Annotated in this window: 7 protein-coding genes; 1 reads left to right on the forward strand and 6 read right to left on the reverse strand. The window is 27.3% G+C overall.

Going from position 1 to position 7,773, the window contains the following annotated elements:
- Nucleotides 1–135 precede the first annotated feature (135 nt).
- From leuD to AB4W74_RS03120, 6 genes are all read right to left on the reverse strand, one after another.
- Nucleotides 136–759 carry a 3-isopropylmalate dehydratase small subunit gene (gene leuD / locus AB4W74_RS03095; protein ID WP_367682268.1) on the reverse strand — a complete coding sequence of 208 codons (624 nt, stop codon included), beginning with the start codon at nt 757–759 and terminating at the stop codon, nt 136–138.
- Between the two features lie 2 nt (nt 760–761).
- Entirely contained in the window at nt 762–2,174 is a 1,413-nt protein-coding gene (gene leuC, locus AB4W74_RS03100; RefSeq protein WP_367682269.1) for a 3-isopropylmalate dehydratase large subunit, read from the reverse strand.
- 1 nt (nt 2,175) lies between these two features.
- A complete protein-coding gene (leuB, locus tag AB4W74_RS03105) occupies nt 2,176–3,267 on the reverse strand; it encodes a 3-isopropylmalate dehydrogenase (protein WP_367682270.1) in 1,092 nt (363 codons plus the stop codon).
- A gap of 41 nt (nt 3,268–3,308) precedes the next feature.
- On the reverse strand, nt 3,309–4,862 hold the full coding sequence (leuA, locus tag AB4W74_RS03110) for a 2-isopropylmalate synthase (RefSeq protein ID WP_367682271.1): 1,554 nt from the start codon (nt 4,860–4,862) through the stop codon (nt 3,309–3,311).
- A 137-nt stretch (nt 4,863–4,999) separates the two neighbouring features.
- Nucleotides 5,000–5,746 (reverse strand): plasmid replication initiator RepA, encoded by a 747-nt coding sequence (repA, locus tag AB4W74_RS03115; protein ID WP_367682265.1) that lies wholly within the window; start codon nt 5,744–5,746, stop codon nt 5,000–5,002.
- 184 nt (nt 5,747–5,930) lie between these two features.
- Nucleotides 5,931–6,434, reverse strand: coding sequence for a TIGR00645 family protein (locus tag AB4W74_RS03120; RefSeq protein ID WP_367682266.1), 504 nt, complete (start codon nt 6,432–6,434; stop codon nt 5,931–5,933).
- 306 nt (nt 6,435–6,740) lie between these two features.
- Here AB4W74_RS03120 and repA (AB4W74_RS03125) point away from each other — a divergent pair, with 306 nt between their 5' ends.
- The gene (repA, locus tag AB4W74_RS03125; RefSeq protein ID WP_367682267.1) at nt 6,741–7,592 is read left to right on the forward strand and encodes a plasmid replication initiator RepA; all 852 of its coding nucleotides are present in this window, start codon (nt 6,741–6,743) and stop codon (nt 7,590–7,592) included.
- Nucleotides 7,593–7,773 lie beyond the last annotated feature (181 nt).

The raw sequence follows: 7,773 nt of genomic DNA on the forward strand, positions 1-7,773 counted from the left end.
ATAAATGCATATTATTTTTTTTCATAAATGCTTTCTATGACATAAATGCAAAATAACATTTCTTTAAAGAATAATAAAAAGATATATAAACATAAAAAAAAATAGCGAAATTTAAAAAATCTCGCTATTTGAAAATTAAGCAACAAAAGTAGGTCTATTTACAAGAAATGAAACAATAGTTCTCTCGTAAGATTTAATCTTATAATTAATTTTTAATGTTAAATCAATATTATCCCAATTGTTTAATAAACAAAGACGTTGAAATTCATCTATTTCAAATAAAAAATCAAAATTTTTTATAAAAATTTTTTTTTGAATCAAACTAACAAAAAAGGAAATACCAATTTCTCTTTTAACTAAATTAAAAAGATAATCAATTTTATCTCTTTTTAAACAAATTAAAAGAAGCTTATTATTAAAACTATTATTATAAAAAATATCAGAAAAACTAGATGCTATTATTACTCTAAATCCGTAATCCAATAAAGACCAAACAGCATGCTCTCTTGAAGAACCACACCCAAAATTTTCGCGAGTAAGCAAAATGCTAGCACTTTTATAAGGGTTCTTATTTAATATAAAATCTGAATTTAATTGCAATTGATTTTTATCAATAAATCTCCAATCATGAAATAAATATTTTCCCAATCCCGTTTTACCTATCCCTTGTAAGAATTGTTTTGGTATGATAGCATCAGTATCTATATTAGATATATCTAAGGGAACAACTACACCATTATGTTCAGTAAATTTAGACATTTTTAATAAGTCTCACTATTTAAATCCCTAACATCAAAAAATCGACCATATATAGCAGCGGCAGCAGCCATGATAGGGCTAACTAAATGTGTTCTGGCCCCCCTACCCTGCCGACCTTCAAAATTTCGATTACTAGTAGAAGCACAACGTTCACCATATTTTAATTTATCGTTGTTCATTCCTAAACACATAGAACAACCAGGTAGTCTCCATTCAAATCCTGAATCAATAAAAATTTTATCTAAACCTTCTTTTTCAGCTACAGTTTTTACTGTACCAGAACCTGGGACAACAATAGCTTGAACATTTTTTGATATTTTTTTATTTATTAATATCCTAGCCGCATCTCGTAAATCTTCTATCCGAGAATTAGTACAAGAACCAATAAAAACTTTATCAATTTTAATATCTGTTAAATAAGTACCAGGTTTTAAATCCATGTATTCACATGCAGATTGAGCTAAACTTTTTTTTATAGAATTCTTAAAAAATTTAAAATCCGGGATATTTTCATGAATTGATAAAACTTGATCAGGATTTGTCCCCCAAGTAATTTGAGGTGCAATATTCGATATATTTATAGTAAAATCTTCATCAAAAAAAGCGCCTTCGTCTGTAACCAGATTTTCCCAATAATTTAATGCAGCGATCCAATCACCACCCTTAGGGGAATAACACCTATTTTTTAAATATGAATACGTTACCTCGTCAGGTGCAATCAAAGCAGATTTAGCACCCATCTCAATAGCCATATTACATATTGTCATTCTACCTTCCATACTCATTTTTTTAACTACATCACCACAAAATTCAATTACGTAACCAGAACCTGAAGAAGAACCTAATTTCCCTATAATAAAAAGAATGATATCCTTAGGAGTAATAAATTTAGGAACAGCACCTTCTATTTTAATCCTCATATTTTTCAATCTTTTTTGTTTTAAAGTTTGAGTAACAAGGACATGTTCAACTTCGGAAGTTCCAATTCCAAAGGATAATGCACCAAATGCTCCATGTGTAGAGGTATGAGAATCTCCACAAACTATCGTCATACCAGGTAATGTCATTCCTTGTTCGGGACCTATAACATGTACTATACCTTGTTTTTCATTATTTAAATCATATAGAGGTATATTAAATTGACTACAATTTTTTATTAATTCCTCCATTTGTATTTTTGCCATTGGTCCTGATGCATTAATATTCTTGCTTTGAGTAGAAACATTATGATCCATAGTAGCAAAAGTTTTTTTAGGTTGTCTTACAGTACGATTTTTATTACGTAGAGAATCGAAAGCTTGAGGTGATGTTACTTCATGGAGCAAATGTAAATCTATATACAAAATTGACGTATTTTTTTTTTCTTCATGTACAACATGTGCATCATATATTTTTTGATACAAAGTTTTTTTCATTTTATATCCCATTGACTAAAATGTCAGAAATAATATTACCCATTTCATTTGTTTTTATATATTTTTTTCCATCAGATATATCTAAAGTTCGATAACCTAATTTTAAAGCATGTCGGACAGATAAATCAATCTTATCTGCAATATCATTTAATTTCATACTATATCGAATTAACATTGAAAGAGAGAGAATTTGTGCGATAGGATTAGCAATGTTCCTTCCTTTAATGTCGGGTGCAGAACCTCCAGATGGTTCATACAAACCAAATTTTTTTTCATTTAAGCTAGCTGATGGGAGCATACCGATTGAACCTGTGATCATTGCACATATATCGGAAATAATATCACCAAAAATATTTGAACAAAGCAATACATCAAATTGATTAGGATTCCGAATAATTTGCATACAAGCATTATCAATATACAAATGAGATAGATTAATTTTAGGATAATTTTGAGCAATTCTTTTTACTCTTTCTCTCCATAAGACAGAACTTTGAAGCACATTAGATTTATCAATAGAACAGACTATTCCTCTTCTCTCACTAGCTAATTGAAAAGCTAAATGTGCAATTCGATTAATTTCGTAATCATAATAAATTTCAGTATCAAATGCATATTCTCCATCTTTATTTTTTAACCGGCCCTTGGGTTCTCCAAAATAAATCCCCCCTGTTAATTCTCTAACACATAATATATCGAAGCCATCTTTTACAATATTGTTACGAAGCGGTGACAATCTTTTTAAATCTGAATATAACTTTGCAGGTCTTAAATTAGAAAATAAGTTAAAATGTTTTCTTAATGGTAATAGAGAAGCGTTTTCAGGTCGTTCGTTTAAAGGAAGAGAATCCCATTTTGGTCCTCCAACTGAACCAAATAAAATTGCATCTGAATTTTCGCAACCAAATAATGTAGTTTTTGGTAATGCAACACCTTCCTTATCTATAGCTATACCGCCAATATTGAATTCATTTGTTTCTAGAGGTATAGAAAATTTATATTGTAAAATATTTATAATTTTATAAGTTTCCTGCATAACTTCAGGGCCTATTCCATCACCAGGTAAAATTGCAATACGGAATTTTTTTTTCATAGATAAATTTCTCCCATTTAAATTTTAAAGATTAGAAAAAATCATTTATCTTTTTTTAATATTTTTAATCTTTTGTTAACTTGGTTGATTTTCCATATATTATTTAATACACTTACCATTGCTTGAGCTGAAGATTCAATTATATCAGTCGCTAAGCCGATACCATGAAATTTACGTTTTTGATATTCAACTAAAATGTCTACCTGACCTAAAGCATCTCGACCCTTACCTTTTGCTACAAGTTGGTATTTCTGTAATATTATAGGATAATCTGCAATTCTATTTAAAGCTTGGTAAACAGCATCTATTGGACCATTTTTTGTTGTTGCGGATTCTATAAATGTTTTACCTCCACATAGTAATTTTACTGATGCGGTAGATAAACCGTTAGAAATTGATTGAACACTAAAAAAAGAAAGAGAAAAATATTCCTCAATACCCTGCTGAGTTTTAATAAATGCTAATGCTTCTAAATCATAATCAAATACCTGACCCTTTTTATCTGCTAATTTTAAAAAATCTTTATATAATTCATCGATATTGTAATCATTTTCATTATATCCCATTTCTGTCATATGATATTTTACAGCTGCTCTACCAGATCTAGATGTTAAATTTAATTTAACTTCCTTTAATCCAATACTACTAGGTTCTATAATTTCATAATTTTTTCTATTTTTTAAAACACCATCTTGATGAATACCAGAGGAATGTGCAAAAGCATTTTTTCCGACTATTGCTTTATTAGGAGGGATTGATAAATTACAAATTTGGCTAACAATTTGACTAGTACGATAAATTTCTTTGTGTTTTATATTTGTAGATAATCCTAAAATATCTTTTCTAACTTTTATAGCCATAATTATTTCTTCTAATGCTGTATTACCTGCTCGTTCCCCAATTCCATTAATAGTTCCTTCTATTTGCCTTGCACCTGCTTGTATTGCTGCTATTGAGTTTCCTACAGCCATACCTAAATCATTATGGCAATGCACTGAAATAATAGATTTATCAATATTAGGAACTCGTTTAAATAAATTATGAATAATTGAAGATAATTCATTTGGTATTGAATAACCTACTGTATCGGGTATATTAATAGTTTTTACACCTGATTGTATTAGTTTTTCTACAATACGACATAAATTATCCATTGTTGTTCTAGTCGCATCTTCGCAAGAAAATTCAACATCGTCAGTATAACGTAATGCTCTTTTAACTGATGATATTGCCATATCAATAATTTCATTGAAATTTCTTTTTAGTTTATATTCCATATGAAGTGCTGAAGTAGCTAAAAAAATATGAATTCGAAATGAATTAGATAATTGCATTGCTTCAGCGGCGGTGTCGATATCTTTATTTAAACAACGTGCTAGACTACATATTTTACTGTTCTTAATATTTTTAGATATAGTTTGAACTGATTTAAAATCTCCTGGAGATGAAATTGGGAAACCTACTTCAATAATGTCTATCCCTGCTTTTTCTAAGGATAAGGCAATTTTTAATTTTTGTTTAACACTTAAACTAGCTTGAAGTGCTTGTTCTCCATCTCGTAGAGTTGTATCAAAAATAATAATTTTTGAATTCATAAATTTTTTCTCGCTAATTTTAAAAAAATAGTTTGTTTACATTAAATAAATTATACAACAAAAATTTCATAAAACAGAAAGATGCATTTTAAAAAATGCATCTTTCTGTTTTATGAAATTTTTGTTGTATAATTTATTTAATATTTTTTTTTATATAACTTACATAATTTACCATATTCAATATCTATCTTTTTTTTAAGACCCTGAGGGCCAATTATTGCTAATTCGTCAGCTGTATAATGATTTATTAAAGCATTTAAAATTTTTCTTCTAGCAAATTTTTCATCTAATTGAGAAATATTTTTCATATCAAAAAATGCCCCCCCTTTTTTCTCTATTTTTAAAATATTTAGTATTTTTTTTTGTTTCAAAAAATATTGTTTTATTTGAGATTGTGAAATATGTAATAACATAAAGAAATTTGGTGTTAAAAATATTTTTTTAGGTACATAATTACTATTTGATTCCGTTTTTTTTCTTTTACATATTACAAATCCCATCGGCTCTAAAAATTTACTAATTAAGCGTGAAGTACGGGTAATAGACTTATTTCCAGATTTTGAAAAAGTTGAAAGGCCACATTCATCTGATAATTTTTCAACAGATGCTTCAACTAAACGGGAATTAATATTATAATAATATAACATTGCTAAAACTATTGCCCTCATAGCACATGCACGATGTTCATTTAATCTTCTAAATCGGGGCAAAATATTACCAGTTTTAGGATCTATTGCTAATAAAGTTTTATTTAATGTACTTCTTGCAACGTCTATTTCTAATGCTTTTTTCATTGCATAACAAATAAAATTAGATCTTTTTTTTCCATTTTTTGGAGGGTTAAAAACTGGTTTAGGGTTACATATATAATTTTTTCTAGGCACTAAATAATACGCTTGATGTAGGTAAAATATATTTTTTTAAAATAAGAATTATTTTTTTAAAAAAAATAATTAATCAATAAAATAATTGTTAAATAATTTTTATTAAATTAAGAGGGAATGTATAAAATATAACATAAATTGAATATTCTTTCAAATTAGTTTGCCAGCCTAATTAATAAGAATTTTAATGACTAGCATTTTTCTTTTTACTCATTTTATCAATATAAGCCATCCCGAAAGCTGATAAAACAAACGTTAAATGAATAATTACACATAACATAATTTTATTATCTAAAATTCTTTCTGCTTCCATAAAAAGACGTAAAAGGTGTACCGAAGATATTGCAACGATTGATGAAGCAACTTTATTTTTGATTGAATTGACATCCATAGTACCCATCCACCCTAATCTTTTCTCATTGTCTTGAATATCCATTTTAGAAATAAAATTTTCATAACCTGAAAACATCACCATAACTAATAGTCCTCCTACTAAGGCAATATCAATTAAAGATAAAACTACTAATACTAAACCAGATTCTGACATTGATAAAATATCGGGGATAATAAATATTATTTGTTGAAAAAATTTTAATGTTAATAATACAAAACCAAATGATAAGCCTACATATACGGGAAACATTAACCAGCGCGAGGCATATATAGATTTTTCAATAATTTTTTCCATTATTTATCCTATTTTTTAAAATATAATTTGAATTAATAATTTAATTATATTTCAAAAATAAAAAATTTTACATAATTAAAAGAATTTTATTCAATAAAATTCTTTTAATTATGTAAAATTTTTTATTTTTGATAAGTATTATTGAAAATAATAAAAATATATGTATATAATGTCCCTATAAGAAATTAAAAAGTATTTTTTATTTATAAAAAACAACATCATAAAAAAAATAAATCATTAAATATCTTAGAAAATTTAAATTTTTTTTATATAAACTCAACATCAACACTTTTTAAGTAATGTAATATGTCATTTAGAAAAAGTTATGTATATAATCAAAACCCAACTTTTACACCACCAAAAAATAATAAAAGACGACCATATTTTATATGTTTTGCTATGAAAAAAGCGTCAGAAATAGATGTTGCGCGATGTGAATTAAATTATGTTATTCAGCCAAAAAATGTTAAAACCGGTATCCCGTTAAAAAGATATAGAAGATTGAATGAACATCGAGCATCTGCAATGAGAGCGATGGTCTTAGCCATGCTTTACCATTTTAATATCTCTTCCCAATTAGTACAAGCATCAGTAGAACAATTATCTGATGAATGCGGTTTATCAACATTATCTAAAATTGGAAATAAATCTATTACCCGCGCTTCTAGATTAATTACGCAGTTTATGGAACCAATGGGATTTGTAACTTGTAAAAAAATATGGGATCGAGTATTGGGCAATTATATGCCAAAAATGATTACACTTACCCCATTATTTTTTATGTTATTAAATATAAGTGAAAAACAATTAATAAATGCTAAAAACCAACAATTAGGATGGATTAATAAAAATTTAATTATTAAGGGATTAAAACCGATCAGTGCAATAGAGGCGCAAAGACGAGCTAAAGATACTCAAATGAGAAATCTTTTTAAATATAGAATTTCTAAACATAATTTTTATAAAAAAAGAAAGCATGCACAACGAATTATAGCCCTAGATGAAAAAGAAGCACGACAAAAAATACTACGAGCCCTTGTTGGTAAATATTCCATTAGTGAGTTAACTAAACTTGGACCAAGTGGATTAAAAAAACAGGTAAATATTAGCTATTATTATTTAAAGAAAATCGCTACAAACACCTATCCCGATAATTAAAAAAATAATATTGAACTAAAAAAATAGTAATACTAAAAAAACTAACTGCTTTTTAAAATACGTTCTCTATACGTAGAATTTTTTATGCCTAAACCCACACTAACTCTCTAGCCCCGCCCTAAATTAACCCCCGCCCTACACCTTTTTTTAAATTACGTACTATATAATTTAAAAAAAATGA

The sequence above is a fragment of the Buchnera aphidicola (Hyalopterus amygdali) genome, assembly GCF_964059015.1.
Lineage (GTDB): Bacteria > Pseudomonadota > Gammaproteobacteria > Enterobacterales > Enterobacteriaceae > Buchnera > Buchnera aphidicola_BN.